A 24,382-nucleotide genomic window follows, 5' to 3' on the forward strand; every position below is an offset into this window, starting at 1 on the left:
TTATGGCCCAAGCCCTCGCGCGGGCGGACAATGGAGTCAGCACGCAGGCGCGTGCCATTGTAGGGAGAACCATGGAGATGGACGCGCATCCTTCCGCCAGCCAGGAAAGGGCTGTGCAACGGGACCCGGCGATCGACCTTGTCCGCTTCACCTGCCTGCTCCTGGTCGTCGCGGCACACTGCATGATGGTCAGCCCTGTCCTGCACAAGGATGGCACTGTCACTACCCTGAACGTGCTTATGGAGCAAAGCTGGTTCACCCCTGTGGCATGGGGGCTCATGATTGTGCCCCTGTTCTTCGTCCTGGGCGGCGTGACCGGGCTGCAATCGTGGCGGCGCCTGAAAGCGCACGGCGGCAACGGGTTCGACTTCGCCCAGTTACGGCTCCTGCGACTGGTCCGCCCGGCCATGGCTGTGCTGGCCGTCATGTGGGGAGGGCTATGGGTCGCGCTGCTGCTTGGTGTCCACCCGGCAGTCATCCAGTTGATGACTGCCGGGGCCGCGATGCCCCTGTGGTTCCTGGCGGCCTACCTCACGGCCCAACTCAGCATCCCGCTCATGGCCCGGCTTCACGAACGCGTGCCTCTGCTGACTTTCGCTGTGCTGATGGCACTGATCATCACGGTGGATTCCCTCCGCGGCGCTGTCCCCGTCATGGCGTTTGCAAACATGATCTTCGTGTGGTGCGCTGTCCAGCAACTGGGATTCCTCATGGCCGATGGCTTCTTCGAGAAACGTAGTCGCAGCTGGCTTCTTGGTGCCGTGGTTTCCAGCAACCTTCTGCTGGGATTGGTGACCGGCGTGGCCGTGTATCCGGGGAACATGGTGGTAAACCTGAATCCGCCCAATTTTTGCCTGCTTCTCTTGGGCATTTCCCAGGTGGCGACGCTTCAACTGCTCCACAATGGCATTCGGTGGATCGCGGACCTCCGATGGGTCCAGGTAGTCATAGCTGTAACGGGGCGGCGTTCCATGACCGTCTATCTGTGGCACCTTCCACTGCTGGTGGGCATGTCCGGGTTGCTGTTGCTCACCGATGTGCCCCAGCCATTCGCAGGGACTGCAGAGTGGTGGTGGGCGCGGATTCCGGTCTTCTTCGCGGTGCTTACCCTGCTGGTCCCGGTGGTGTGGCTTTTTGGTCGTTTGGAGAACCGACCGACGGCGGCCAGCCATGCGCGGGGACCGTCGCGTACCGCTGTGGTGACCGCCGCCGTCGTGGTTTTGGTCCCGCTGGCGGACGCCGCTTTCAACGGATTGACCCTTGCCCTGTTGGGTGGGGGAGCGGCGTGCTTTGCCCTTTCGGTCCTCTTGCTTGGCAGGGTTCCGACGCCGGTGCTGACGCGGCCCACGCAGGAAGGCGCTGAATTCCGCGGGGGCCGGTGGCGCACGTTGCCAGAGCCGGAATTACGTGCCAATCTCGAAACATGACCGAGTACACGGATTCACTGGCAGAGTCGTTCCGAGCTGGCGTCACCACGGTGCGCAACGACAAATTTCACCGCTATGAGCTGCACGTGGACGGTGAGCTGGCCGTGATCTCCCAGTTCATGGACAAGCCCGGTCATATTGATTTCATTCACACTGAAACGAAACCCGGGTTCAACGGCCAAGGCCTCGCAAAAGTACTGGCGCACTTTGCGCTGGATGACGTGGTGGCCTCCGGAAAGCGCATCATCCCGCATTGCCCCTACATCGCCGCGTACCTGACGAAGCACGAGGGCTACGAGCAGGACGTCGACTGGCCCGCGGAAAAGCCGGTGGGCGAACCCGAGAACGAGTAACTTGCCGTTCCCTTCCCTGGGGAACCGGTTCGCTAGGGAAGCAGGGACCGTTTTCTTTGCCATTGCACTGCATGCCACAAGAGCAAGGCGGCAGTGATCAGCAACGCAGCCAGGATTGCATAGGGTGCGTTGGAGAGCATGATGAAGTTTATTTGGGCTGTCTGGGCTGATTCGGCGGACTGAGCTTGCGCAGTGCCCACTATCGCGCTGGCCGCCGTCGTAAGGGCCCATAGTCCAAACCATGCCAAGCCGGCGTCCAGGGCCCACAAGGCAATGATGAATGGATTGAGCTGGACGCGCTTGCGTTCCGTGCCCGCGGTCTCCGGCACGTGGGGGCTAACGGCGGGCTGGGTGTTGCCATGCTCGTCGATTTCGCGGAAGCCGATTCGCTCGTGGGCGTGGTCCTTCATGTGGTCCCCCAACCGTGGGCAGCGGATAGTCCTAGCACTCTACCCCCTGGAGACCGGAAGACAGCAGGTCGTGCACACACGGCCCAGCGAAGCCTTCGGTCCCGAAAAGAGTGCCATATTTTGCACCCAAAGCGGTCCCGAAGAAAAGTCAATGACGTATATCCGCGCGGGCAGCCACGAGAAACCGCCTTCTCGGCGAAATACATCACAAAAGTTTGACGGAAAGGATTACCTAAGTAAGGCTTACCTTGCTAACAAGCGCCCCAACGCAATGGAAGGAAGCTGACGTGACGTCACCTAGTGTCGAAGAGCGGATCGCTCAGGAGCAGGATTTTGGCTCCAAAGTGGAACTGGCCCTCGCTGCCACAAACCAGCTGTTCAACGCACGAAATTCACCCAGTTACGTCGCTCAGGTTCTCCAGGGGGTCAATGCGGTCTCAACCAAAGTTCAGCGGACAGCCCAGCCGTTCACCGGCGTCGGGCATGCCGAACTGAAGGCCAAGGTTGGTGCGGTGGATCTTGAACGCCCGCTTCCGGACACGGCTGCGGCGCTGGAAGAGCTCGATGAGCTCTACCTCAAGGACGCCATCTACTTCCACGATTCCCGCTACGCGGCGCACCTCAACTGCCCGGTTGTCATTCCGGCCCTGGTAGGTGAAGCAGTGCTCTCGGCGGTGAACTCCTCCATGGATACCTGGGATCAGAGCGCCGGTGCCACCATGATCGAGCGCCGCCTCATCGATTGGACGGCGGAACGCATCGGCTTCACGGAAGACGCCGATGGCGTATTCACGTCCGGTGGCAGCCAGTCCAACTTCCAGGCTCTGCTGATCGCCCGGAATCATGCCGTAGCCAAGCTGCGGGCCGCGAATGGGGACGCGCGCCTGCCGCACCTTCTTGACCGCCTCCGGATCTTCACGTCCGTGGACAGCCACTTCAGCATCCAGAAGTCCGCTTCAATGCTGGGCCTGGGCTTCGATGCCGTCATCGCAGTGCCCACCACCGGGGACCACCGCATGGACCCCACCGCCCTCGCGGCTGCTTTGGCAGAAGCGCACGACGCCGGACTGGTGCCGATGGCGGTTGTGGCCACCGCCGGGACAACGGACTTCGGTTCGGTTGACCCATTGTCCGAAATGGCAGCGTTGGTTCGCGCCTACGATTCGTGGCTGCACGTGGACGGCGCCTACGGTGGAGGGCTCATCGTTTCCGGCAGGCACCGTCACCTCCTGGACGGGATCCACCTGGCGGATTCCGTCACAGTGGACTTCCACAAGACCTTCTTCCAGCCCGTCAGCTCCAGCGCAGTCCTGGTCCGCAACGGCTCCATGATGGGGCATGTCACCTACTACGCGGACTACCTGAACCCGGAGAGCGCGGCAAAGGCAGAGATCCCCAACCAGGTGGATAAGAGCATCCAGACCACCCGCCGCTTCGATGCCCTGAAGCTGTGGCTGACCCTCCGCATCATGGGTGCAGACGCCATCGGCGCACTCTTTGACGAAGCGATCGACCTCGCCGCCCGGGTGGGAACCTTGCTGGCTGATGACGCTGAGTTCGAGCTCGCTGCCCCACCCCAGCTGAGCACCTTGGTTTTCCGCTACCGCCCAGTGGTTGACGGCGCAGCCCTCGATGAAGATGCTGCAGACGTTCTCAACCCGGCTATCCGCGCCGCGATCTTCGCTTCCGGCCAGGCCGTTGTTGCCGGCACCAAAGTGGCTGGCCGCCACTACCTCAAATTCACCCTCCTCAACGCCGAGGCGAGCCTGAGGGACATCCAGGAAATCATCGAACTTATCCGCCGGACGGGCGACAACCTGTTGGCGAACACCACGGAGGCCGCAGCGTGAGCACCCAAGACAACGGCAAGATTTACGACGTCGCAGGCATCGGCGTCGGGCCTTTCAACCTGGGCTTGGCCGCGCTGAGCGAGCCCGTGGAAAACCTCGACTGCGTTTTCCTGGACCGCCGCGAGTCCTTCGACTGGCACCCCGGCATGATGTTGGAGCCGGCGCACCTGCAGGTCCCGTTCATGGCGGACCTCGTGACGCTCGCCGACCCGACGTCGCCGTTCTCGTTCCTGAACTTCCTGAAGCAGACCGGGCGCTTGTACCGTTTCTATATCCGCGAGAACTTCTACCCGCTGCGTGCCGAGTACAACCAGTATTGCCAGTGGGTGGCCGGCCAGCTTGAGTCCGTGCGTTTTAGCACGGATGTGCTGGATGTGACCTACGACGACGGTGTGTACCGGCTTTCGGTGCAGAGGCCGGCGGGTGCTGAGGTGCTTCGCGCCCGCAAGCTGGTCCTGGGCACCGGGACTTCTCCGTATGTCCCGGACTCCTGTGCAGGAATAGTGGACGCCGGTGGACTTGTCCTCCACAATGCCGACTACCTGTCGAGGAAGAGCGAGCTGCAGTCCAAGCGCAGCATCACCATCGTGGGCAGCGGCCAGAGTGCCGCGGAACTTTACTACGAGTTGCTGCAGGAAATCGATGTCTACGGCTACCAGCTCAACTGGGTCACCCGTTCGGGCCGTTTCTTCCCGCTTGAGTACACCAAGCTCACCCTGGAGATGACCTCGCCGGAGTACGTTGACTACTTCCACTCGCTCCCGGGCGAGCAGCGTGATTCGCTGATCAAGAGCCAGAAGAACCTGTACAAGGGCATCAACTCGGACCTGATCGACGACATCTACGATCTCCTGTACACCAAGAGCCTCTCCGGAATGGTGGACACCCAACTGCACACGCACTCCTCCCTCACCGCTGCAGAGTGGGATGCCACCACCGGCACCCATACACTCCGGTTGCACCACGAGGAACACGGGCAGGGCTACTCCCTGGAATCCGAAGCCGTGGTCCTCGCCACCGGCTACACATACAAGGAGCCCGCCTTCCTGGCAGGCATCCAGGATCGGATCCGTCGTGACGCCAAGGGCCGCTTCGACGTCGAGCGCAATTACGGAACCGGCGTTGAACCCGGCGAAATCTTCGTTCAGAACGCTGAGCTGCACACGCACGGCTTCGTCACCCCGGACCTCGGCATGGCCGCCTACCGCAACTCCTGCATCCTGCGTGAAATCACCGGCCGTGAGGTCTACCCGATCGAGCGCAGCATCGCGTTCCAGCAGTTCGGCGCTCCGGCTCCCGTGACTGCTGCCGTCCCCGAAACCGCTGGAGCCACCGTATGAGCTTCACGTTCCGGCCCGTTGATCCCTTAGCGGACGCACCCCTCCTCCACAACTGGGTCAGCCAAGAATATGCGCGGTTCTGGGGCATGGTTTCGGCCACCGGGCAGGACGTTGTGGAGGAGTACTCGAGGATCGCCGAGTCCGGCCATCACCAAGCGTTCCTGGGGCTCGACGACGGAGTCCCCGCCTTCCTGATGGAGCGGTACCGACCGGAGTCATCGCCGTTGGCGGACGTTTACGAGGTCCAACGCGGTGACGTCGGCATGCACCTTCTGGTGGCGCCGCCCAACGGGGAGCCGCAGCCTGGTTTCACCACCGCCGTCATGCAGTCCGTCATGACGGAACTCTTCGATGACCCGGCAACCCGGCGTGTCGTCGTCGAGCCTGACGCCCGCAACCACAAGATCCATGTCCTGAACGAGAAAGTGGGCTTCCGGCCGCACGGCGTGGTGACCCTTCCCGCCGTCGACCCTGCCGAAGACCACAAGCAGGGGCTGCTCAGCTTCTGCACCCGCGAGGATTTCCTGGCGACCCTGACCCCAATTCTGGCCGCGCCTGCCGCGGCGACCAGAGGAGAATCCCTGTGACCACAACTGCCGACAACGCGACAATCACCGCCGTTGATTCCGTGTCGCACCTGACCCCCGAGCGCTGGGCCATCGCCAACCGGCACCTGGTCCGCAAGGCGATCGCTGAGTTCTCGCACGAGCGCATCCTGGTGCCGGAAGTGATCCGCGCGGAGGAAGCCGGCGTCAGTCTGAACAAGGTAGTGAGCGATGACGCTGCTACTGAATACCGCTTCCGCGCCCGGCTGCTGCAACTGGAGCACTGGTCCGTATCCGAGGAATCCATCGTTCGGATGCGGGACGGTGAAGAGCTCCCTGTGGATGCCTTGGACTTCATTGCCGAGTTCCATGAGGCACTGGCCATCCGCCAGGAAATGCTGCCTGTGTACCTCGAGGAAATCAGCAGCACGCTGGCCAGCCACGCCTATAAGCAGGGCAAGCCGTTTAGCTCGGCCCAATTGGCTGCGGGCATCACCGGCGGCACTGACCGCGCCGCTGACTTCCAAGCCATTGAGCACAGCATGACCGAGGGCCACCCGTGCTTCGTGGCCAACAACGGCCGGCTTGGGTTCGGGATCGCCGACTACCATGCATTTGCACCGGAAACCGGCGCAGCCATAAAGCTGCAGTGGATCGCCGTGCATCGCAGCAAGGCGGTATTCACCTCCAGCGCGGGGCTGGATTACCGGACGCACTTCGAGGCCGAACTTGGGCCCGCGACTCTTGCTTGGTTCAAGGCGGAACTGTCCGCATCCGGCTTGGATCCGGAGGACTACCTCCTCATGCCGGTCCATCCGTGGCAGTGGGACAACAAGCTCACGGTGACGTTCGCTGCAGAAATCGCCCAACGCCACATCGTGAACCTTGGCACCGGTGAAGATTCGTACCAAGCGCAGCAGTCCATCCGTACGTTCTTCAACACCGACTACCCGGAAAAGGCCTACGTCAAGACGGCCATGTCCGTGCTGAACATGGGCTTCATGCGTGGTCTTTCTCCGCAGTACATGAAGGCAACGCCAGCTATCAACGACTGGTTGCAGGAATTGATCGGCAATGACCGGGAGCTCCAGGACCGGGGCCTGGCCATGATCCGTGAAACCGCGGCCATCGGCTACCACAACCACTACTACGAGGCTGCTTCGGCCAAGGGGTCCCCTTACCGGAAGATGCTCTCGGCCCTGTGGAGGGAAAGTCCGTTGCCATTGCTCAAGGACGGGCAGCAGCTGGCCACCATGGCGTCTTTGCTGCATGTGGACTCCTCCGGAGAATCGGTGGTGTCTGCCCTTATTAAGCGCTCCGGTCTGGCGCCCACCGAGTGGCTTCGCCGCTACTTCGAGGCCTACCTCGTGCCGCTGGTCCATTGCCTCTACCAGTACGAGCTCGCTTTCATGCCGCACGGCGAGAACGTCATCCTGATCCTCGAAAACGGTGTGCCCGTCCGGGCGATCATGAAGGACATCGCCGAGGAAATCGTGGTCATGGGGGACCGGCTGGAACTCCCGGAGGAGGTCTCCCGCGTCAAGGCTGAGATCCCTGCCGAGGAAATGGTCCTGGCCATCTTCACGGACGTGTTCGACTGCATCTTCCGCTTCCTCGGAGCCATCCTTGTGGAGGACGGGACGCTGCGCGAGGACGAGTTCTGGGGAACTGCGGCCGCAGTGTTGCGGGAATACCAGCAGCGCCACCCGGAGCTTGCAGACCAGTTCGCCATGCACGATCTCTTTGCCCCGGACTTCGAGCTCTCCTGCCTCAACCGCCTGCAGCTCCGGAACAACCAGCAAATGCTCGACATCTCTGATCCCTCCGGCGGGCTCCAGATGGCGGGCCGCTTGGCGAACCCCTTGGCCAAGTTCGCTTAATCGGTTCCGCCGAGGTGGCAGTTAATACCAATCCTGCTCGCAGACATGGGTATGAACTGTCGCCTCGGCAGAGCGGGTGCTTCCTAACCCTTGACACTCCAACGTGACGCGGGATACATTTAGGCGCGTTATACGAATAACTAATACGAATAACCCGTATGTTGGAACGGCCCAAGGAGGTGCCCCATGGCTAAGTCGAAGCCGCATTCCAAGCCGACCATGCATGACGTTGCTGCTGCTGCCGGTGTTTCGCAAGCCACTGTCTCCCTGGTGCTGAACTCAGCGGGCGGGTCGCGGTTTTCCGACGAGACCCGACGCAAGGTCAAAGATGCCGTCGCGCAACTTGGTTACCGCACGAATGCCCACGCAAAGATGCTTCGCGATGGACTTGCCGGCATGGTTGGTTTCATCGGCGACTCCGTGGCGACCTCCCCGTTTGCCGGGGCGATCATCGAAGGTGCGCAAGAGCGCGCTTGGGAGGATGGGCTCCTCCTGGTGACCATGAATACCGGCGGGGACAAGGAGCTTGAAGCCGCCTCCCTGGATGCCATGCTTTCCTACAATGTGGCAGGCGTCGTTTATGGCTCCATGTACCACCGGCTGCTGGAGGTGCCCAAAGCCCTCGCCGGTGTCCCCTCGGTGGTGCTGAATTCCCAGGACCGGGACGGTCACCTTCCCAGCGTGGCGCCCAATGAGGTGAGCGGCGGCTATTCAGCTACACGTCACTTGATCGATGCCGGGCATACCCGTATTGGGATGATCAACATCGAATTGCTCGAAAGTGGCCTCCCCGCCGCAGTGGGTCGCTACGAAGGCTATACGGCAGCCCTTGCAGAGGCTGGACTGGACGCGGACCCCGCGCTGGTGCGCTTCGGCAGGGGCGGCGAGGATGACGGCTACAAGTATGCAATGGAATTGATGACTGCCCCGGAGAAACCTACGGCAATCTTCTGCGCCAACGACCGCACAGCGTGGGGCGCCTATCAGGCAGTGGCTGATCTTCGGCTTTCGATTCCCCGCGACGTGTCGATTGTGGGTTTTGATAACCAGGCCATCGTTGCGCCCCATCTTCGTCCGGGGCTGACAACCTTTGAGCTGCCCTTTGTTGCCATGGGTAGGCGCGCCGTTGAACTTATCCTCCAAGGCGCCGAACCCGACGGTCGGGTGGAGCTCATGGAATGCCCCCTTGTTGAACGAAAGTCAGTTACACACCCTAAGGAGATGCCATGAGCCGCACTATGCCGGCGAAACGCGGGCGTCCGTCTGCGGCACCGGTGCCGCAAGTTCCGCAACGAAAAATTTCTGCTTTGCTCCGCCTCCGCCGCATTTTTCGGGCCTGGCAGTTATACGTATTACTAGCGCCTGCTCTTGTGTACATCCTGGTTTTCAAATACTGGCCGATGTATGGCGTGCAGATTGCTTTCAAGAATTACAACCCGGTGGATGGCTTTACGGACAGCCCCTGGGTGGGGCTTGACCACTTCGTCCGGTTCGTGAACTCTTACCAGTTCGGCCAGGTGGTGGGAAACACTCTCTGGATTGCGGTTCTGGGCCTTCTGGTGGCCTTTCCGATCCCCATCATTCTGGCTCTGCTGGTCAACCAGCTCCAGAGCGAGAGGTTCAAAAAGTTCACCCAAACGGTGCTCTACTCACCGGCCTTCATTTCCACGGTTGTGGTGGTGGGAATCATGTTCGTGATCCTGTCGCCGCGGTCAGGGCTGGTGAACAACGCCATCCAACTCACCGGCGGCGAGCCGATCTTCTTCATGGGCTCGGCTGAGTGGTTCCGGCCGGTGTACGTCATCTCGGATGTCTGGCAGAACGCGGGGTTCTCCATGATCGTTTACCTCGCAGCTTTGGCCGCTATCGACCCCGCACTTCACGACGCCGCGAAGGTGGATGGTGCGTCAAAGCTCCAGCGCATCCGCCACATCGACCTGCCGGGCATCATGCCGGTGGTGACCATCCTTTTCATCCTGGCTATCGGCAACCTGCTGAACGTGGGCTTCGAAAAGGCATTGCTGATGCAGACACCGTTGAACCTGTCCACATCAGAGATCATCCAGACCTACGTCTACCACGCTGGTTTGCAGCAAGCGCAGTTCAGCTACTCGGCCGCCATTGGCCTCTTCAACTCCCTCCTCAACCTTGCGCTGTTGCTCGTCTTCAACACGATCGCGCGTCGGGCCAACCAAGCGACCCTGTGGTGATGCCGAAATGTCCCTGACAACCGAACCCTCAACCATCCGCCAGGCCAACCGCGCTCCCAACCCGGGGCGCCGCAAGCAGACGCTGCGCGACAAATACGGCGATCGCGTCTTCAACGTTGGCGCTACGGCAGTGCTGCTGTTGTCCATCCTTGCCGTGGTCTACCCGCTCTACTTCATTGTGATCGCTTCCATCAGCGACCCCAATGCCGTCTATGAGGGGAAAGTCTGGCTGTTCCCTTCCGGAGTTACCACCGAAGGCTACGAACGGATCTTCGCTGACAGCAGGATCTGGAACGGCTTGGGTAACACGCTCATGTACACGGTCCTGGGAACCGCCATCAGTGTCACCACCATCCTGTGCGGTGCCTACGCGCTGTCCAGGAAGGACATGCCGGGCCGCAAGATCCTGATGCTCCTGTTCGTGATCACCATGTTCTTCGACGGCGGACTCATCACCAAGTATCTGGTGGTCCGGGACCTGGGAATGCTGGACACCATTTGGGCAGTGGTTCTGCCGGGAGCCGTAGGCGTCTGGAACCTGATCATTGCAAGGTCATTCTTTGAGCACACCATCCCGAACGAACTGCGCGAGGCCGCCCAGATGGACGGGGCAACGGACTTCAAGTTCTTCTTCAACATGGTCCTGCCACTATCCAAGCCATTGATCATGCTGATGATCATGGTGCACGTGGTGGCCCATTGGAACTCGTTCTTCGACGCCTTGATCTTCCTCAACGACGACACCAAGTACCCGCTGCAGCTTGTGCTGCGGAACATCCTGATCCAGTCAGACGTCTCCTCCACCGGAACAACCGGCGGGGACATCGAATCCTATGCGGCAGCGCAAAGGATCGCAGAGCTCACCAAGTACGCCATGATCGTCGTCTCGAGCCTGCCACTCATGATTGCCCTGCCATTCATGCAGAAGCACTTCACCAAGGGCGCCATGATCGGCGCCGTCAAATAATCGCCCACCTCTAAGAAACGGTCCAAGGCATTCGGCCTCCGGACTTCATCCAAAACACCTCAGAACAGGAATGACCATGGCAATCAGCCGCAAACTCGCCGTCCTTGGCGCCGTGCTGGCCGGAACGTTGACGTTCACCGCCTGCTCGGGCTCGAACTCGGGCACCACGGAGATCAAAGATGCCTCCGCAGACTTCGGCTTTCAGGAAAAAGGCTTCCCCATTGTCAGCAAGCAGCTGACCTTGAAGTTCTCCGGGACGAAGGCGGCCCTGGCTCCGGACTACAACACGATGACCGTAGTCAAGGAATGGGAAAAGGCCACCAACGTCCACATCGAGTGGGAAAACCTTCCCGAGACGGTCTTCCAGGAAAAGAAGAACCTGATCCTGGCCAGTGGCGACCTGCCGGACGCGTTCTTCAACACAGGTTTGACGGACGCCGAGATCGCCACATACTCCGCCAGCGGCACATTGATCCCGCTGGAAGGACTGATCGAGAAAAACGCGCCGAACCTGTCCAAACTCCTCTCCGAACGCCCCGACATCAAGGCGGCGATCACCTCTTCGGACGGACACATCTACTCCCTGCCGTCCGTGGAAGAGCTCGGCCTGGTGCAGTTCCCCAATGAACTGGCCATCAACACCTCCTGGCTCAAGAAGCTCAACATCCCCATGCCCAAGACCATCGATGAGTTCCACGACGCCTTGGTGGCTTTCAAAGCCCAGGATGCCTCCGGCACAGGCAAAACCATCCCCCTGAGCTTCATGCCCGGCTCGTGGTGCGGCGACATCGTGGACCTGATCGCTGCCCTCGGCGGAACCCCGGACAACATGGACCACCGCATCGTCCAGGACGACAAAGTCATCTTCACGGCCACCCAGGATGGCTACAAGAAGGCCATCCAAACCCTGCACGAGTGGTACAAGGAGGGCCTGATCGATCCTGAGTCCTTCTCCCAGGACGACAAAGCCTATTTGGCCAAGGGCAAGGCCGCCACGGAAAACCTCGGCTCATTTGTCTGGTGGGAAATTCCTGAAATGGTTGGAGCGGACCGCGCCGGCGACTACGCCTTGGTGCCCGTCCTTGAGGGCGTCGACGGCAAGCGAATCGCCAGCCAGTCCAACAACCAGGAAATCGCACGCGGCGCATTCGCCATCACCCGGGCCAACAAATACCCGGCAGCCACCATGCGCTGGGCCGACAACCTGTACGATCCCATCCAGTCGGCCCAGGCCAACTGGGGGCCCATTGGCGAGACCCTGCAGAAGGACGCCAGCGGCATCCTGACCCAAATCCCGGCGCCCGCCGGAACCAGCGAAGGCGAACGCCGCCAAAAGGTCGCCCCTGGCGGACCGAAGGCAAACACCGCCGAGAACTTCACCTCCGTCGTCGCGCCCGAACCACGCGCCGCGGCCCGTCAAAAGACGGTCACTGAAAACTACAAGCCCTTCGCAGGTAACGACGGCTACCCGCCCGTTGCATTGTCCAACGAAGAGCTGCAGCAGATCGGTACCATTCAGGCCGACGTCACCTCGCTGGTCAAGCAAAACACCGCGAAGTGGATCGTCTCCGGCGGCATCGAGCAGGAATGGGACGGTTACGTCACCCAGCTCAAGAACGTGGGAGTCGACAAGATGATCGAGGTCTACCAGGCGGCCTACGACCGCTTCAAGAAGAACTCCTAACTGCCAACACCCAAGGTGGAACCGGCGCCCAGCGCGCTGGTTCCACCTTGACCGCTCTTCCGTCTGCGGGACTCCCACGAGAACTGCAGAAATCACCTGCCAAGAAAGAGACTCACCTTTCATGACTGCCGCCGCCGCCACGACAACCGACATCTTCCGGCCCGCCCTTCATTACAGCACCGGAGGCACCTGGCTCAACGACCCCAACGGCCTCATCTTCCATGACGGCGCTTACCACCTCTATTACCAGAACAACCCGTTCGGCAGCGAGCACGCCAATCTCTCCTGGGGCCACGCTACGTCCACCGACCTTGTGAGCTGGACTGACCATCCCGTCGCCATCGCCTGTGACGAGAACGAAGACATCTTCTCCGGCAGCATCGTCTTCGACCGGCAGAACACCAGCGGCTTCGGCAAGGATGGAACAGCACCCCTGGTGGCCATCTACACCAGCGCCTTCAAACCCGCATCCGGGCTGGAAGGGATTCAGGCCCAGTCGCTGGCCTACAGCCTCGATGGTGGGTACACCTGGAGAAAATACGCGGAGAATCCCGTTCTGGATCGTCGTTCAGCTGATTTCCGGGACCCTAAAGTGTTCCGCTACGAGGGTGACGCCGGCAGCTACTGGGTCATGGTGGCCGTTGAAGCGCAGGACTTCCAAGTCATCCTCTACAAGTCCCGGGATCTCAGGAACTGGGAGTACCTGAGCACCTTCGGTCCTGCGAACGCGACAGGAGGGATCTGGGAATGCCCGGACCTGTTCCCCCTGCCCGTCGACGGCGACCCCGAAGACGTTAAATGGGTGCTCACTGTCAACCTGAACCCGGGCGGTCCAAACGGCGGCTCGGCCGGACAATACTTCGTAGGTGACTTCGACGGCGCCACGTTCACCTCAGCCACGACAGTGACTGAAGGCCTTCAAGACCCTGACCGGCTGGGCGAGTACCAGTGGCTGGACTGGGGCCGGGACTACTACGCCGCCGTCTCCTTCAGCGATGCACCAGAGGGCCGACGCCTGATGATCGCGTGGATGAACAACTGGCAATACGTCAACGAACTTCCCACGGCATCATGGCGAAGCCCCATGTCACTGGTCCGGGAACTGACACTCCAAACAATCGGCGGCGAGACGCACCTGGTGCAGCAGCCGGTGGGGGACTGGGCTGCCGTAAGTGCCTCGGTCTCAAACTTCAGCCTCCCTGAAACCACCATCCCGGCGGGCACCACGATTCTTGACGGTGCGGCTGGAACGGTCCAACGCATTGACATTTCCTGGACGCCAGGAGTAGCCGAAGAATTCGGGCTCGTTGTCCGGGGCGGGGGTTCGCAAGGAACCCGCATTGGCATTCGGCCTGCCGAGGGGACCCTGGTCGTCGACCGCCGCGAATCGGGGCATACAGACTTCCATGAAGCCTTCGCATCCATCGACACCGCCCCCATCCGGTTGGTGGAGGACAAGTACCAGCTCACCCTCTTCGTGGACCGCTGTTCAGTGGAGGTATTTGCTCAAGGCGGCCAAGTCACCATGACGGAACTAGTCTTTCCGTCCTTGACGAGCAACGACGTCTCCCTTTACTCGGTAGGCGGTTCAACCACGCTCAACAGGCTGCACATCACCCAGTACGCGTAGATAACCGGCACGTCCCCTTGCGCCGAGGTGGCAGTTAATACCAATCCTGCTCGCAGACATGGGTATTAACTGTCACCTCGGCAGAGCGGGAAAAGGGGAGGGGCTAGTCTAGGCGCATGACCACTCGAGCCAACGAACTCACTGCCTTGGTTACCGGTGCCACCGCCGGGCTCGGTGCAGAATTCGCCCGCCAGCTTGCCGAAGCCGGACACCACCTTGTCCTGGTAGCCCGCGATGAAGAGCGACTCAAAGAGAAGGCCGAGGAACTTGAGCGCGACTTCAGTATCTCGGCGGAGGTCCTTCCCGCAGACTTAACCACCGACGTCGGCGTCTCGGCAGTCGCTGACCGCTTGCGGGACGCTGCGCGGCCTGTGGATGTCCTGGTCAACAACGCGGGCATCGGGCTGTTGAAGTCGTTCGAACGGAATGACTTGGACGAGGAACGTCGCCACCTGAGGCTCCACGTCCAGACACCCATGGAATTGAGCCACGCTGCACTTGAAGTCATGCTGGCTCGCGGCAAGGGGCGGATCATCAACGTCGCCAGCGTGGCAGCGTTCGCCAACAGGGGTACTTACTCCGCCGCCAAAGCATGGCAAGTGACATTCAGTCGGTGGGCCAACATCACCTACGCGAAATCCGGAGTGCAGGTCACCGCTGTTTGCCCAGGTTTCACCCACACCGAATTCCACGACCGTATGGGCATGGACAAAACCGTTGCTCCCCGGTTCTTGTGGCTCACAGCCGAGCGGGTCGTGCGCGAGGGTCTGGAGGACAACGCCAAGGGCAAGGGTGTCTCCATACCGACGCGCCGTTACAAAGTGGTCAGTTTCTTTGCACGTATCCTGCCGGCGAAGCTGACTTCCGGCCCACCCCGGCGGCCGCTCGAACCGTAAATCTGAGGTCCGGGTTACTATGACAGTTCATTCGAGCCTGAGGGGGCAGCGCCGTGAGGAACAAATCCTTGGCATTCATTGTGGCCATGGTCGTAAGCGGACTACTACTGAGCGGCTGCACCGGAACGAGCAACACGGGCTTCAAGGCGCTGGAGCGAGAGGCGACGGAGACCGACACTCCGCCGACGGGCCTGAAACTCGAGCAATTCGAACTGGAAAAGGTGCTGTTGGTCGCTGAAGCGAACGGGAAGAAGTACTACTTGGGACAGGGCAAACAGGGCCGTCCGTCCTGCTTGATCGTAGAAGCTGCGGAACCATACTTCTCGCATAGCGGCTGCAGTGATTCCATCCAGGGAGAGATGCTGAGGATCAGTGGTCCCGACCAAAAATCTGCTGTTCTGGTCTCCGACGGCTATGACACCAAGGAGCTTGAGTCAAGCGGCTTGACGAAAATCCACCCGAACATCCTCGTCGTTACGAACTGAAACAGTTACGAACTGACCCCGTTACAAACTGACCCCGTTACAAACTGACCCTGCCCCTCGGGGCCCGCACCAGCACCGCCACCGCGATCCCAACAACGGCCCCCACAAATGTCTCGATGGCACGCTCCATGACCAGCACCCCTGGGTCCATGGGAGCAGCGAGTTGGGCGATCAGCAGGATCACGGGAGTAAAGAACACCATGGCCCAACCGTAGTGTCGTGCCATGAACAGCTCGGTGGGGAACTGGCACAAAACCACCAGCACAGCGAGCACCACTGCGGTTTGGCCAGGGAAGTACTGAAGCGGCGATAGCGGACTGGGGAAAAGCACGATGGCGACTATCCCCAACCCGAGGAACGTCCCCACGATGCGGTGGATACCTCGGTGGACGCGGCTTGGGAGGTCGGCACCTGCGAGGGGCACGGCCGCGGCGGCCATGGCCCAATGTGGGTGGCCGCTGCCGCTCAGCACCCCGATGGCCCCGGCCACGCCGACCGCGAGCGAATAGCGTGCAGCATGGACCAACGCGGCCTGGCGCTGCGGGCCGCGAAGGACGGGAACATCGCGGCCTGCCCCGGACACCCAAGTGCGTCGCCGGAACCAGCCGCTGAAACCCACCGCCAAGGAAAAAGCGGCGGACGCGACGCCGATGAGTACCGCCGTCGTGAATGGCACGTTGGTTGGGACGGAGGCGCAGGCGCCCAAGGCGAGGATGCCGAAGAACGGGCCTATGGGCCGGAGGCGTACGGCGTCCGCATAGAGGGAACCGGCGCCGGCAAAGAAGGTTGCCACGAGTACCAACCACCAGGACTGGATGTGGTTGACGGAGAGAAACACCCCGATGGTGAGTCCTCCAACCAGGAACAGGGCAGCCTGGGCTTGGTGTTTGAGTCTGAGCTGATGCGTTTCGTTGCGGCCGTACATGCCGGTTAGTGCACCGAATACGGCGTACATCATCAGGTCCGGGCGGCCGATGAGAATGAGGAACAAGCCAGGCACTGCGACGCTCAAGGCCACCCGTACAGCCGAGAGGTGGTCGTTGTTGGCAGGACCCATCCGGTGGAGTTCACGGGCATGCGAGATGAGTGCGGGCATGCGGGAACACCACCAATCGGTCAGGGCTTGTCTTTGGAAATTAGCATCATCGCGGCCCAGGCCGCCATTAGCCCGGTCACAACCCGTAGCGGACTTGGGCGCGCGGACGGGGGAAGTTCTGGGAAGATCAAGGTATGCCCGTCGCTTTCGTCTGCCGCACCCGCTCCAGCATGCCACCGCAGGAGCTATTTGATCTTTCCCGCAACATCGATGCCCACGTAGGGTCCATGACGCAGAGCCGGGAGAAGGCAATCGGCGGCGTCACCACTGGGCTCATTTCGGAAGGTGAGACTGTCACCTGGCAGGCATGGCACCTCGGAGTCCGGTTCCGCATGACCAGTCGCATTACGCGGATGGAGGCGCCGTCGTTGTTCTCTGATGAACAGGTGAAGGGCCCTTTCAAGTACCTCCGCCACACGCATGAGTTCCGGCCGGACGGCAGCGGGACCCTCATGGTGGATACCGTGGAATTCGCTGCACCGTTCGGCCCGCTGGGCCGTTTGGTGGAGAAGCTGATTCTGGCCCGATACCTGCAGAACCTGATTGAGAAGCGCAACGCGTTCTTGGTGGCCCCAACCCCTCCTGCCCTGGATTCGCGGCAATGATCAGGCTCGCGCACGCGGACGACCTGCTGATTCTGCAGGACATCGAGCGTGCCGCGGGCGAGGCTTTCCGGGCTCTGGGAATGGAGTCCGTCGCGGACGACGAGCCCCTGTCCATTGATGAGCTGAACAGTTATGCCACGGCCGGGCGCGCCTGGGTTTCCGTCGATGGGCTCGACTACCCGGTGGCGTACCTGTTGGCGGACATCGTTGACGGCAACGGTCACGTGGAGCAGGTCAGCGTCCATCCGGATCAAGCACACCAAGGCCTGGGCCGTGAGCTCCTGCATGCCGCGCGCGTATGGACGCGCGGACACGGGATGCAGCGGCAAACCCTGAGCACGTTCCGGGACGTGCCGTGGAACGCCCCGTACTATCGCCGCCTCGGCTTCGAAGTGCTCGACGCCGGCAGCTGGGGTCCGGAGCTGACCCGCCTCATGGAGCACGAGGCTGAGTTGGGCCTGACCCGTTGGCCCCGCGTAGCCATGTGGCGCCCGGCAGTTCCGCCCAAGTAACCCAGCCGGTCGGGTTAGCCTGCCACCAACTCGACCTCATAGCTGTCCGTGTTGAGCAGGTATGCCGCGTAGTGGTCCGGGCCGCCGGCGTGCGGATATTTCGACTCGAACATCTCGTACCAACCGGCATCCGCCCCGAGCGCCCGGATCCTGTCCACGTTCTCCCGGGTCCCGGCGTGGAAGGCTATGTGGTTGACCCCGGGATCAGTGCGTCGGTGGGTTGTGGCGGTGGTTGCATCAGTCTGCTCCACCACCACATACGTGCCGTCAAGCTTCCAGCTGCACCCCGTGGGCCATTCCTGGAATGGCTCATAACCCAGCTCACCCAGCAGCCAGCCCCACTCTTCCCTTGCCCGGTCAAGGAACGGCACCCAGATCTCAACATGGTGGATTGATCCCACCGGAACCTCACGCATGCGCCGATTCTACGAGGTCCGCAGCCGTTGCACATCGGTTGCGCTCGCCGAGTCGCAACGGGCACGCGGGTTCCTACTTCCTGAGCCTGACGCGAACGGCAGCGCCGGCGCACAGGATCACCGCGAGGCCGCCCACCACGGTGGTCCACGTCATCGACTCACCTAACAGGAGCCCGGCCCAGGCGATGCTCATGACCGGTTGGACGAGCTGGATCTGGCTGACCTGCGCCATGGGTCCGATGGCCAGGCCCCGGTACCAGGCGAAGAAGCCAAGGAACATGCTCACCACTCCCAAGTACGCGAAGGACAACCACTGGACGGGAGTGGCAGAAGGTGCGCCAAGGCCCAGCGATACCACCGTTAGCAGGATCATCACTGGCGCGGCCACCACTAGCGCCCAGGAAATGGTCTGCCATGCACCGAGTTCCCGGGCCAGCAGCCCGCCCTCTGCGTAACCGATGGCGGCAGCCACCACGGCACCCAGCAGCAGAAGGTCCGCCCAGTGAAGCGCACCAAATCCGCCGGACTGAACCAAAGCGAATACCACCGCGGCGATCACGCCCACCACTGTCAGTACCCAGAACAATGGACGAGGATGTTCCCGTCCCCTGATCACCGCTGCAGTCGCTGTGGCTGCGGGCAGTAGCGCGATGACCACAGCTCCGTGACTGGCGGAAGTACTGGTCAACGCGAACGTGGTCAGCAGCGGGAATCCGGCCACGATTCCCCCGGCCACCACGGCAAGGCGAATCCATTGCCGGCCGCGCGGCAACCGTTGTCGAGTCAGCGCGAGGGCAAGGGCCGCGAGGATGGCGGCAACAACTGCACGGCCAGCGCCGATAAACAGGGGTGACATTCCCTCCACAGCCACCCGTGTCAGTGGAACAGTGAAGGAGAAAGCGACGACGCCAAGGAGGCCCCACCAGATACCAGTCGATGTCTTGGTGGATACCACTGGCCGCAAAAGTGTAGTAGCGCTACTATTAGGACTCATGAACAACGATAGCAGTTCCCGAATCGTCTCGCGAGTAAAAGAATGGATCGCAGGGGCTGCGCCGGGAGCCAAACTGCCATCTACGCGCCAACTCGTTGCTGAGTACCAGGCCAGCCCCGTAACGGTTCAGAAGGCCCTCAGGACACTCACGGCACAGGGCCTGATTGAGAGTCGGCCCGGCGTTGGAACGTTCGTCCGTGCTTACCGCACGGCCAGGCCCTCTGACTACGGCTGGCAAACAGCAGCCTTGCGGGCAGCCCAAGTCGCGCGACCACTGACCTCTGGCGCAATGCGGAGCGCTACCAACGACGTCATCGCATTCCATTCCGGATACCCGGACCGCGAACTCCTCCCCGAAAGGCTCGTCCGCGCCGCCCTCACACGGGCCGCAAGGGGAGACGCTGCCCTGTCCCGGCCGCCGGCGCAAGGACTTCCCGAACTCCAGACCTGGTTCGCGCAGGAACTCAGCACCTCAACGCCGGTGGGCGTCACGCCGCCCCAGCCAAGCGACGTCGTCGTTCTTCCCGGTAGCCAGAGCGGACTCAGCTCGATTTTCCGAGGTCTGGTGGGGCACGGCCAACCGCTGTTGGTGGAGTCGCCCAGCTACTGGGGTGCGCTGCTGGCGGCGGGCCAGGCGGGCGTCAATGTCATTCCTGTCCCGAGCGGCCCGGATGGCCCCGACCCGGAAGAACTGGACCGGGCCTTCGAGGAATCGGGCGCGCGGCTGTTCTACGCGCAGCCCAACTTCGCCAATCCCACGGGAGCGCAGTGGTCGGCTGATCGGGGGGAAGAGGTGCTCCGGATAGTCCAGCGGCACGGAGCTTTCCTTGTGGAGGACGACTGGGCGCACGACTTCGGCATCACCGCGCCGTCGGTCCCGCTCGCCGCCAAAGACGATTCCGGGCATGTGGTCTACATTCGCTCGCTGACCAAGAGCGTCTCGCCGTCGATCCGCATCGCAGCCGTCATAGCGCGAGGTCCGGCACGCGAACGCATCATGGGGGCGCAGGCCGCCGAATCGATGTACGTCAGCGGCCTGCTTCAGGCAGCAGCGCTCGACGTCGTCACGCAGCCGGGTTGGCACACGCACCTGCGCGGCCTCAGTCATCAGCTGCAGTCGCGGCGAGATCTGCTGGTCACCAGCCTCCGCGAGCACGTTCCGCAGGCACATCTCAGCCACTTGCCAAAAGGCGGTTTGAACTTGTGGCTGCGGATGCCGGACGGGTTCGACGTCGATCAGCTCACCAAGGATTGCGAAGCGGCCGGGGTGCTCATCGCCTCGGGCACGGAGTGGTTCCCCGCGGAACCGGAAGGGCCGTACATCCGGCTCAACTACGCCGGCCCGAATCCGGGCGGTTTTCCGGAAGGTGCACGGATCATTGGCGCGGCGGTGCAGGCCCAGTTGGGGCTTTAACAGCCGTAGCCACCAACCTCAAGAAGAGCGCCTTGAGGTGGTGGCTACGGTGGGCGGCAAGCTGCCGCGAACTAACTGAGTCGCTGCGCAGAAGTTGCAGGCATTGAGTTCCTAAGCGGGAGTCAGGTCCTTGTTGCCTTTGCCGAACACTGTGTCATCAATCGGCTGTCCGTCGAACGGCATCTCGTCCAGGTTGATGAGCGGGTTGGTGTCCTGCGTGGCTACGAGCTCGCGTGCCTCGGCCTGGGTGTCCACGCTGGGCATGGAGCCCGGCAGGGGGCGCTGGGCGGATTCACGCAAGAAGTAGATGGCGATTGCGCCCACAACGGACGTGGCCATCAGGTAGTACGCCGGCATCATGTCGTCGCCAGTGCCTTCGATCAGGCCCTGGACGATGAACGGCGTGGTTCCGCCGAAGATCGCAACCGAGAAGTTGTAAGCGATGCCCATTCCGCCATAACGGCTGGACGTCGGGAACAGGGCGGGCAGGGCCGAAGCCAGGTTGGCGATGTAGAACGTCACCGGGAAGGCGATCAGTGCCAGGCCGGCCAGCGTGGACCAGATGTCGCCAATGCCGATCAGCAGGAAGGCCGGAATGGCGAAGACGATGGTGCTGCCTGCGCCGATCCACAGCACAGGACGGCGGCCGATGCGGTCAGAAAGCTTACCGGTCAGTGGAATGCAAACAGCCATGATCACCAGGACCGGGATGGTCAGCAGCGTGCCGTGGACGGGGTCGTAACCCTTGGAATCCGTGAGGTAAGTGGGCATGTACGACGTCAGGGCGTAACCAACAGTGTTGGCGGCGGCCGCGAGGATCATGGCCAGCACGATCTGGCGCCAGTAAGCCTTGATGATGCCAATGGGTCCCTTGGCGACGGCAGCATCCTGAGCTGCCGCGTCCTTGGCAGAGGCTTCCTGGGCGTCCAAGGTTGCCTGGAACTGGGGTGATTCCTCGATCTTGCTACGGAAGTACACGGCAATGAGGCCCAGGGGACCGGCGATCAGGAACGGGATCCTCCAACCCCATTCCTCCATGGCTGCCTGTCCGAGCGTGAGCTGCAGGACCGAAACCAGGGCGGCACCGAGGGCGAAGCCAATGTAGCTGCCCATATCAAGGAAGCTGGCAAAGTAGCCGCGGCGCTTGTCCGGGGCGTACTCGCTAACGAAGGTTGTGGCACCGGCGTATTCGCCACCGGTGGAGAAGCCCTGGACGAGCTTCAGGATCACCAGCAACGCGGCGGCCCAGATGCCGATCTGCGCGTAGCCGGGAAGGAGGCCGACGGCGAACGTACTTGCCGCCATGAGCATCAGTGTTGCTGCGAGGACCTTCTGACGGCCCACCTTGTCGCCAAGCCAACCAAACACGATGCCACCGAGGGGACGCGCGATGAAGGTTGCGGCGAAGGTGCCCAGAAGGAAGAGTGTTTGGACCGACGGGTCTGCTTCGGGCAGGAAGACGGGGCCCATGGTGGTGATGAGGTAGCCGAACACGCCGACGTCGTACCATTCCATGGTGTTGCCGACGATTGTGCCTCCGAGTGCTTTACGTAGCATCGGCTTGTTCACCACGTTGACGTCGGACTCTTTCAGCCGGCGCTTCGGGCGAAGCTTCTTCGTTGCGTTCTTTACTGCATTTGCTGCGTTCGTGGCGGCCGGGGTGGGGCCTGCCAATACCTGGGTCCCGGAGGCGTTCCTTGCGCCATCCGGAGAGACGGTGTTGCTTTGGTCTGTGGGCATTTGGGGTTCTCCTAGGGAGGTCATTTGCTTGCGACTTCTGCTGCCCCGCTCTGGGCAGGCCTTCAATTTTACGGGTTTTTGCACGAAAACCCGAGTTGAGATCCGATTTTTGGGTCATATGAGAGCGCAAATTGCCTAGCTGTGTTGCATCTCATTGCCCGCTCTTGCCCTGCAATCATGCGGATCCGGCTTCGTTTTTGCCCTCCGGAGCACGTTGTTACCAAATTGTTTAGCGGAGCCCACTTAACAGGCCGGATTCGGGCCTAAAAACTGATGGTTTGAGGGGTTACCTTTGCGCAGCGAGCACCACCGTTGCATCCAATTCTTCGTCCGAGGCCACCTCCGCGAGCAACCCCGCCTCGTTCAGGAGCCGGACGGTCCGCGGTACCTGCTGCTCCGAGGTTTCCATCACGATGGACCCACCCGGCGCCAGCCACTGAGCCGCCCCCAGCGCTAACCGACGCTGGACATCCAAACCGTCAGCGCCGCCGTCGAGCGCTACCCGCGGCTCATGGAGGCGTGCCTCCTGCGGCATCATCGCGATGGACCCCGTTGGAACATACGGCGCGTTCGCGAGCAGCACGTCCACTTTCCCGCGCAGTTCCCGGGGGAGTGCAGCGTAGAGGTCCCCTTGATGGACGCGGCCGCCACGAGGCTCAACGTTACTGCGCGCGCACCGAACCGCCGCGGGGTCGACGTCCGACGCGTGCAGTTCGCAGCTCCCCAGGAGATCGTTGAGTGCTGCACCTATCGCCCCGGAACCACAGCAAAGGTCGACGACGACGGCTCCGGGTTTGGTGATCATCGCCGCCACCCGCACGACGAACTCCGTGCGACGGCGCGGCACGAAGACGCCCGGTTCCACGGCGATGCGCGTCCCGCAGAAATCCGCCCACCCCACAATGTGTTCAAGGGGTAGTCCTCGAAGGCGTTGGTCCACCATGTGGGTGAGCTGGTCCGGATGGTGGGCGGCATCGATGAGCAGTTGTGCTTCATCCTCTGCGAAAACGCAGCCGGCGGCACGCAGAGTGGTGGCGATGGATGCTCTCCGGGTCACGTTTGCCATGCTAGCCGAGGATTAATCCTGGTGGAGCAGGAAGAAGCTGCAGGTGAGGGGTTCACAAATCTGCCGGGACTTGGTTAGGGTATGAGGCATGGGAACACTGATTTTTGAGTAGACCGGCCTCTGCCTTAGCGGCACAGCCGAGTTTCACCTGACAAAAATCCACGCCTGTTGAGGCCCTGCCTCCATGCCGTTCCCGTTCTCGACGCCTTTTTCCCGAACCGCAACGACATGGGATACGTGTCTCTTCAGGACTCACACTTTTAGGAGTCCACGTATGACTGCCAACCCTTCCGAAAACAAGAAGACCCCGGCTTCCGGTGGTATCAAGTCCAAACTGACCGACGCCCAGAAGGCCATGCTGGCCAGCAAATCCGGGGGTGGCGCACCGGCCGGCTGGCAGAGCACCGGCAAGGGGCACAAGCCCACCTCCGCCAGCGGCAAGCAGGCTAAGACCGAGAAGAAGGTCCGCTGGTAAAACCTGCGGACAGGCACACTGGAAAGGAAGAACCATGACTGCGAATCACGATTCCGACCGCATCAATCCTGAGGTTGCAAGCCACTTGGTGGAGTCCATGGACATGGCTCCTATGCCCGAACCGACCGCCATCGCCGTTGCACTGGGTGCTGACCAGAGCAGGCAGTGGCCGGACGGCAACGGTAAACGTCGCCACCCGAAGGAGCGCGACCAAGCCCACGGCCGCATGGGCCAGGGTGCAGCCGTGACGGCGATCCACAGGACCAGCCGCCCGCAGATGCCGCATTCCTCCTAGGCTCGCATCGCCGCATCAACCGCACCACCCGCGTAGCCAGCCCAACTGAGTCGCAGCACAGCGCGTTTTGAGCCCTCAAAACGCGCTCAACT

General features: G+C 61.9%; 24 protein-coding genes. 18 read left to right on the plus strand and 6 right to left on the minus strand.

What is annotated here, in order from left to right:
• Nucleotides 1-71 precede the first annotated feature (71 nt).
• Both ACNAOT_RS01510 and ACNAOT_RS01515 read left to right on the plus strand, forming a co-directional pair.
• Entirely contained in the window at nucleotides 72-1,427 is a 1,356-nt protein-coding gene (locus ACNAOT_RS01510) for an acyltransferase family protein (RefSeq protein ID WP_420179753.1), read from the plus strand.
• Nucleotides 1,424-1,780, plus strand: coding sequence for a GNAT family N-acetyltransferase (locus tag ACNAOT_RS01515; protein WP_091464660.1), 357 nt, complete (start codon nucleotides 1,424-1,426; stop codon nucleotides 1,778-1,780). Before ACNAOT_RS01510 ends, ACNAOT_RS01515 begins: the two co-directional genes overlap by 4 nt.
• Nucleotides 1,781-1,812: 32 nt before the next feature.
• Here ACNAOT_RS01515 and ACNAOT_RS01520 read toward each other — a convergent pair whose 3' ends face one another.
• Nucleotides 1,813-2,190 carry a hypothetical protein gene (locus ACNAOT_RS01520; RefSeq protein ID WP_420179754.1) on the minus strand — a complete coding sequence of 126 codons (378 nt, stop codon included), beginning with the start codon at nucleotides 2,188-2,190 and terminating at the stop codon, nucleotides 1,813-1,815.
• A gap of 287 nt (nucleotides 2,191-2,477) precedes the next feature.
• On the opposite strand from ACNAOT_RS01520, the gene ACNAOT_RS01525 reads away from it, so the two are divergent.
• The 11 genes from ACNAOT_RS01525 (at nucleotide 2,478) to ACNAOT_RS01575 (ending at nucleotide 15,677) form a co-directional block, all read left to right on the plus strand.
• A complete protein-coding gene (locus ACNAOT_RS01525) occupies nucleotides 2,478-4,040 on the plus strand; it encodes a pyridoxal phosphate-dependent decarboxylase family protein (protein WP_420179755.1) in 1,563 nt (520 codons plus the stop codon).
• Complete coding sequence (locus tag ACNAOT_RS01530; protein WP_420179756.1) at nucleotides 4,037-5,380, plus strand: lysine N(6)-hydroxylase/L-ornithine N(5)-oxygenase family protein; 1,344 nt, start codon at nucleotides 4,037-4,039, stop codon at nucleotides 5,378-5,380. The genes ACNAOT_RS01525 and ACNAOT_RS01530 overlap by 4 nt, the downstream gene beginning before the upstream one ends.
• Nucleotides 5,377-5,967 carry a GNAT family N-acetyltransferase gene (locus tag ACNAOT_RS01535; protein WP_420179757.1) on the plus strand — a complete coding sequence of 197 codons (591 nt, stop codon included), beginning with the start codon at nucleotides 5,377-5,379 and terminating at the stop codon, nucleotides 5,965-5,967. Before ACNAOT_RS01530 ends, ACNAOT_RS01535 begins: the two co-directional genes overlap by 4 nt.
• Nucleotides 5,964-7,805, plus strand: coding sequence for an IucA/IucC family protein (locus ACNAOT_RS01540; RefSeq protein ID WP_420179758.1), 1,842 nt, complete (start codon nucleotides 5,964-5,966; stop codon nucleotides 7,803-7,805). Before ACNAOT_RS01535 ends, ACNAOT_RS01540 begins: the two co-directional genes overlap by 4 nt.
• A 186-nt stretch (nucleotides 7,806-7,991) precedes the next feature.
• Nucleotides 7,992-9,035: a LacI family DNA-binding transcriptional regulator gene (locus ACNAOT_RS01545; RefSeq protein ID WP_420179759.1), complete on the plus strand. Its 1,044-nt coding sequence runs from the start codon at nucleotides 7,992-7,994 to the stop codon at nucleotides 9,033-9,035.
• A 170-nt stretch (nucleotides 9,036-9,205) separates the two neighbouring features.
• The gene (locus ACNAOT_RS01550) at nucleotides 9,206-10,015 is read left to right on the plus strand and encodes an ABC transporter permease (protein WP_218649216.1); all 810 of its coding nucleotides are present in this window, start codon (nucleotides 9,206-9,208) and stop codon (nucleotides 10,013-10,015) included.
• A 7-nt stretch (nucleotides 10,016-10,022) separates the two neighbouring features.
• Entirely contained in the window at nucleotides 10,023-10,982 is a 960-nt protein-coding gene (locus tag ACNAOT_RS01555) for a carbohydrate ABC transporter permease (RefSeq protein WP_420179760.1), read from the plus strand.
• A gap of 76 nt (nucleotides 10,983-11,058) precedes the next feature.
• Nucleotides 11,059-12,666: an ABC transporter substrate-binding protein gene (locus ACNAOT_RS01560; RefSeq protein ID WP_420179761.1), complete on the plus strand. Its 1,608-nt coding sequence runs from the start codon at nucleotides 11,059-11,061 to the stop codon at nucleotides 12,664-12,666.
• A 121-nt stretch (nucleotides 12,667-12,787) separates the two neighbouring features.
• Nucleotides 12,788-14,296, plus strand: coding sequence for a glycoside hydrolase family 32 protein (locus ACNAOT_RS01565; RefSeq protein ID WP_420179762.1), 1,509 nt, complete (start codon nucleotides 12,788-12,790; stop codon nucleotides 14,294-14,296).
• Between the two features lie 116 nt (nucleotides 14,297-14,412).
• On the plus strand, nucleotides 14,413-15,192 hold the full coding sequence (locus ACNAOT_RS01570; RefSeq protein ID WP_178992921.1) for an SDR family NAD(P)-dependent oxidoreductase: 780 nt from the start codon (nucleotides 14,413-14,415) through the stop codon (nucleotides 15,190-15,192).
• 53 nt (nucleotides 15,193-15,245) lie between these two features.
• Entirely contained in the window at nucleotides 15,246-15,677 is a 432-nt protein-coding gene (locus ACNAOT_RS01575; protein ID WP_420179763.1) for a hypothetical protein, read from the plus strand.
• A 37-nt stretch (nucleotides 15,678-15,714) separates the two neighbouring features.
• On the opposite strand, the gene ACNAOT_RS01580 is transcribed toward ACNAOT_RS01575, so the two are convergent.
• The gene (locus ACNAOT_RS01580; RefSeq protein WP_420179764.1) at nucleotides 15,715-16,773 is read right to left on the minus strand and encodes an FUSC family protein; all 1,059 of its coding nucleotides are present in this window, start codon (nucleotides 16,771-16,773) and stop codon (nucleotides 15,715-15,717) included.
• 134 nt (nucleotides 16,774-16,907) lie between these two features.
• Here ACNAOT_RS01580 and ACNAOT_RS01585 point away from each other — a divergent pair, with 134 nt between their 5' ends.
• A complete protein-coding gene (locus ACNAOT_RS01585; protein WP_420179765.1) occupies nucleotides 16,908-17,378 on the plus strand; it encodes an SRPBCC family protein in 471 nt (156 codons plus the stop codon).
• Nucleotides 17,375-17,890 (plus strand): GNAT family N-acetyltransferase, encoded by a 516-nt coding sequence (locus tag ACNAOT_RS01590; protein WP_420179766.1) that lies wholly within the window; start codon nucleotides 17,375-17,377, stop codon nucleotides 17,888-17,890. The genes ACNAOT_RS01585 and ACNAOT_RS01590 overlap by 4 nt, the downstream gene beginning before the upstream one ends.
• 14 nt (nucleotides 17,891-17,904) lie before the next feature.
• Here ACNAOT_RS01590 and ACNAOT_RS01595 read toward each other — a convergent pair whose 3' ends face one another.
• Together ACNAOT_RS01595 and ACNAOT_RS01600 are read right to left on the minus strand one after the other, a co-directional pair.
• Entirely contained in the window at nucleotides 17,905-18,306 is a 402-nt protein-coding gene (locus ACNAOT_RS01595; RefSeq protein WP_420179767.1) for a VOC family protein, read from the minus strand.
• 73 nt (nucleotides 18,307-18,379) lie between these two features.
• Nucleotides 18,380-19,300, minus strand: coding sequence for a DMT family transporter (locus ACNAOT_RS01600; RefSeq protein WP_420179768.1), 921 nt, complete (start codon nucleotides 19,298-19,300; stop codon nucleotides 18,380-18,382).
• On the opposite strand from ACNAOT_RS01600, the gene ACNAOT_RS01605 reads away from it, so the two are divergent.
• Nucleotides 19,299-20,714, plus strand: coding sequence for a PLP-dependent aminotransferase family protein (locus ACNAOT_RS01605; protein WP_091464687.1), 1,416 nt, complete (start codon nucleotides 19,299-19,301; stop codon nucleotides 20,712-20,714). The genes ACNAOT_RS01600 and ACNAOT_RS01605 overlap by 2 nt on opposite strands.
• A gap of 111 nt (nucleotides 20,715-20,825) precedes the next feature.
• Here the strand turns inward: ACNAOT_RS01605 and ACNAOT_RS01610 are convergent, their stop codons facing one another.
• Both ACNAOT_RS01610 and ACNAOT_RS01615 read right to left on the minus strand, forming a co-directional pair.
• Complete coding sequence (locus tag ACNAOT_RS01610; protein ID WP_420179769.1) at nucleotides 20,826-22,454, minus strand: MFS transporter; 1,629 nt, start codon at nucleotides 22,452-22,454, stop codon at nucleotides 20,826-20,828.
• Nucleotides 22,455-22,740: 286 nt separating this feature from the next.
• Nucleotides 22,741-23,520 carry a putative protein N(5)-glutamine methyltransferase gene (locus tag ACNAOT_RS01615; protein ID WP_420179770.1) on the minus strand — a complete coding sequence of 260 codons (780 nt, stop codon included), beginning with the start codon at nucleotides 23,518-23,520 and terminating at the stop codon, nucleotides 22,741-22,743.
• A gap of 274 nt (nucleotides 23,521-23,794) precedes the next feature.
• Here ACNAOT_RS01615 and ACNAOT_RS01620 point away from each other — a divergent pair, with 274 nt between their 5' ends.
• A complete protein-coding gene (locus tag ACNAOT_RS01620; RefSeq protein WP_043469623.1) occupies nucleotides 23,795-23,995 on the plus strand; it encodes a hypothetical protein in 201 nt (66 codons plus the stop codon).
• Nucleotides 23,996-24,029: 34 nt separating this feature from the next.
• Nucleotides 24,030-24,290: a hypothetical protein gene (locus ACNAOT_RS01625; protein WP_054809225.1), complete on the plus strand. Its 261-nt coding sequence runs from the start codon at nucleotides 24,030-24,032 to the stop codon at nucleotides 24,288-24,290.
• Nucleotides 24,291-24,382: the final 92 nt, after the last annotated feature.

The organism is Paenarthrobacter sp. TA1.8, from assembly GCF_048595705.1.
Taxonomy (GTDB): domain Bacteria; phylum Actinomycetota; class Actinomycetes; order Actinomycetales; family Micrococcaceae; genus Arthrobacter; species Arthrobacter nitroguajacolicus.

Coding starts and splice junctions, on each gene's coding strand:
- ACNAOT_RS01510 (WP_420179753.1), top strand. CDS start 72: ATGGAGATGGACGCGCATCCTTCCGCCAGCCAGGAAAGGGCTGTGCAA.
- ACNAOT_RS01515 (WP_091464660.1), top strand. CDS start 1,424: ATGACCGAGTACACGGATTCACTGGCAGAGTCGTTCCGAGCTGGCGTC.
- ACNAOT_RS01520 (WP_420179754.1), bottom strand. CDS start 2,190: ATGAAGGACCACGCCCACGAGCGAATCGGCTTCCGCGAAATCGACGAG.
- ACNAOT_RS01535 (WP_420179757.1), top strand. CDS start 5,377: ATGAGCTTCACGTTCCGGCCCGTTGATCCCTTAGCGGACGCACCCCTC.
- ACNAOT_RS01545 (WP_420179759.1), top strand. CDS start 7,992: ATGGCTAAGTCGAAGCCGCATTCCAAGCCGACCATGCATGACGTTGCT.
- ACNAOT_RS01550 (WP_218649216.1), top strand. CDS start 9,206: ATGTATGGCGTGCAGATTGCTTTCAAGAATTACAACCCGGTGGATGGC.
- ACNAOT_RS01555 (WP_420179760.1), top strand. CDS start 10,023: ATGTCCCTGACAACCGAACCCTCAACCATCCGCCAGGCCAACCGCGCT.
- ACNAOT_RS01560 (WP_420179761.1), top strand. CDS start 11,059: ATGGCAATCAGCCGCAAACTCGCCGTCCTTGGCGCCGTGCTGGCCGGA.
- ACNAOT_RS01565 (WP_420179762.1), top strand. CDS start 12,788: ATGACTGCCGCCGCCGCCACGACAACCGACATCTTCCGGCCCGCCCTT.
- ACNAOT_RS01570 (WP_178992921.1), top strand. CDS start 14,413: ATGACCACTCGAGCCAACGAACTCACTGCCTTGGTTACCGGTGCCACC.
- ACNAOT_RS01580 (WP_420179764.1), bottom strand. CDS start 16,773: ATGCCCGCACTCATCTCGCATGCCCGTGAACTCCACCGGATGGGTCCT.
- ACNAOT_RS01585 (WP_420179765.1), top strand. CDS start 16,908: ATGCCCGTCGCTTTCGTCTGCCGCACCCGCTCCAGCATGCCACCGCAG.
- ACNAOT_RS01590 (WP_420179766.1), top strand. CDS start 17,375: ATGATCAGGCTCGCGCACGCGGACGACCTGCTGATTCTGCAGGACATC.
- ACNAOT_RS01595 (WP_420179767.1), bottom strand. CDS start 18,306: ATGCGTGAGGTTCCGGTGGGATCAATCCACCATGTTGAGATCTGGGTG.
- ACNAOT_RS01605 (WP_091464687.1), top strand. CDS start 19,299: ATGAACAACGATAGCAGTTCCCGAATCGTCTCGCGAGTAAAAGAATGG.
- ACNAOT_RS01600 (WP_420179768.1), bottom strand. CDS start 19,300: ATGAGTCCTAATAGTAGCGCTACTACACTTTTGCGGCCAGTGGTATCC.
- ACNAOT_RS01610 (WP_420179769.1), bottom strand. CDS start 22,454: ATGCCCACAGACCAAAGCAACACCGTCTCTCCGGATGGCGCAAGGAAC.
- ACNAOT_RS01615 (WP_420179770.1), bottom strand. CDS start 23,520: ATGGCAAACGTGACCCGGAGAGCATCCATCGCCACCACTCTGCGTGCC.
- ACNAOT_RS01620 (WP_043469623.1), top strand. CDS start 23,795: ATGACTGCCAACCCTTCCGAAAACAAGAAGACCCCGGCTTCCGGTGGT.
- ACNAOT_RS01625 (WP_054809225.1), top strand. CDS start 24,030: ATGACTGCGAATCACGATTCCGACCGCATCAATCCTGAGGTTGCAAGC.